This window comes from Azospirillum sp. ST 5-10, from assembly GCF_051225715.1.
Classification (GTDB): domain Bacteria; phylum Pseudomonadota; class Alphaproteobacteria; order Azospirillales; family Azospirillaceae; genus Azospirillum.
Genome location: NZ_JBPJSP010000072.1, coordinates 1 through 2,160, shown reverse-complemented (window position 1 = coordinate 2,160; position 2,160 = coordinate 1). Strand labels below are relative to the sequence as shown.

General features: G+C 78.5%; 1 protein-coding gene. It reads left to right on the top strand.

Going from position 1 to position 2,160, the window contains the following annotated elements; genetic code table 11:
• The coding region (locus ACSBPG_RS31805; RefSeq protein WP_435541269.1) for an amino acid adenylation domain-containing protein at positions 1-2,160 on the top strand (2,160 nt) is incomplete at both ends.

The window sequence follows — 2,160 nt, the reverse complement described above, 5'->3', positions numbered from 1 at the left end:
CGGCCTCGACGCGGCGGCGACGGCGCGCCTGCAGGCCTTCGCGCGGGCGCGGCGGGTGACGGTGAACACGCTGGTGCAGGCGGCCTGGCTGGTGGTGCTGCAGCGCTGCACCGGCCAGCGCACGGTGGTGTGCGGGGCCACCACCTCGGGCCGCCCGGCCGAGCGCCCGGGGGTGGAGCGCCAGGTCGGGCTGTTCATCAACACCCTGCCGCTGGCCGCCGCCCCCGACCCGGCGCTGGCGGTCGGCGCCTGGCTGGCGGCGGTGCAGGACCTCAACCTGGCGATGCGCGAGCACGAGCAGGCGCCGCTGGCGGAGATCCAGCGCTGGCTGGGGCGCGGCGGGCAGGCGCTGTTCGACACCCTGCTGGTGTTCGAGAACTACCCCGTGGCCGAGGCCTTCCGGCGCCACGCGCTCGCCGTGCGCGACGCCGCCAGCCACGAGCAGTCGAACTACGCGCTGATGGTCGAGGTGACGGCGGGGGAGACGCTGCGGCTGACCTACCACCACGACCGGGCGCGGCTGGGCACGGCGGCGGTGCGGCGCCTGGACGGCTGGCTGCGCCGGCTGCTGGAGGCGATGGCGCAGGACGCGGCGCGGCCGCTGGGGGCGCTGGCGCTGCTCGCCCCGGCCGAGCGCGCGGCGGCGCTGGCGCAGGGCGTGGAGGGGGCGCCGGCGGCCCGGCCGGAGCTGTTGCTGCCGGAGGCGTTCGTGCGCCGGGCCCGGCTCGCCCCGGAGGCGGTGGCGGTGGAGCAGGGCGGGCGGCGGCTGAGCTACGGCGAGCTGGAGGCGCGCTCGGGCCGTCTGGCGGCGCGGCTGCGGGCGGCCGGGGTGGGGCCGGACCGGCTGGTGGCGGTGGCGCTGGAGCGCACGCCGGAGCTGCTGGTGGCGCTCCTGGGCGTGCTGCGGGCGGGCGGCGCCTACGTGCCGCTCGACCCGTCCTTCCCGGCGGAGCGGCTGGGCTACATGCTGGAGGACAGCGGGGCGGCCCTGCTGCTGACCCAGACGTCGCTGCGGGCCGGCCTGCCGGCGCCGGCCGCCGGGACGGCGGTGTGGTGCCTGGACGAGGCGGCGGAGGACGCGCCGGTGCCGGAGAGCGTGCCGGCGGCGCCCCTGTCGGCGGAGCACCTGGCGTACGTGATCTACACCTCGGGCTCGACGGGACGGCCGAAGGGGGTGGCGGTGCGCCACGGATCGCTGGCGACGTTCCTGGCGAGCATGGCGCGCGAGCCCGGGCTGGGTCCGGCGGACCGGGTGCTGGGTCTGACGTCGCTGTCGTTCGACATCGCGGCGCTGGAGCTGTACGGGCCGCTGGTGAGCGGCGGCACGGTGGTGCTGGTGGACCGCGCGGCGGCGCGCGACCCGGCGCTTCTGTGGGCGGCGATCGCCGGGCACGGGGTGACGGCGGTGCAGGCGACGCCGTCGACCTGGCGGATGCTGGGGGAGGCGGACGCGGGGTACGCCGGCCTCTCCGGCCGGGTGGCGCTGTGCGGAGGCGAGGCGCTGCCGGCGGATCTGGCGGGGCGTCTGGCGGGGTCGGCGGCGGCGCTGTGGAACCTGTACGGGCCGACGGAGACGACGATCTGGTCGGCGGTGGGGCGGGTGGCGCCGGGCGGTGCGGTGCGTCTGGGCGGGCCGGTGGCGGGGACGGCGCTCTATCTGCTGGACGGGGCGCTGGAGCCGGTGCCGGACGGGGTGGTGGGCGAGCTGTACATCGGCGGGGCCGGGCTGGCGCGGGGCTATCACGGGCGTCCCGGGCTGACGGCGGAGCGCTTCGTGGCGGACCCGTTCGGCGCGGGCGGGCGGCTCTACCGCACCGGCGACCTGGCACGCCGGCACGGCGACGGGTCCCTGGAGTATGTCGGGCGGGCGGACCAGCAGGTGAAGATCCGCGGCTTCCGGATCGAGCTTGGCGAGATCGAGGCGCGGCTGGCGGCGCACCCGGGAGTGCGGGGTGCGGCGGTGGTGGCGCGCGAGGGTCCGGGCGGGGCGCGGCTGGTCGGCTACGTGGCGGCGCCGGCGGCGGCGGGGGAGGGGCTGGAGGCGGCGCTGGTGGCGGCGCTGCGGGCCGAACTCCCGGACTACATGGTGCCGGCGCGCATCGTGCGCCTGGACGCGCTGCCCCTCACCCCCAACCGCAAGCTCGACCGCAAGGCCCTGCC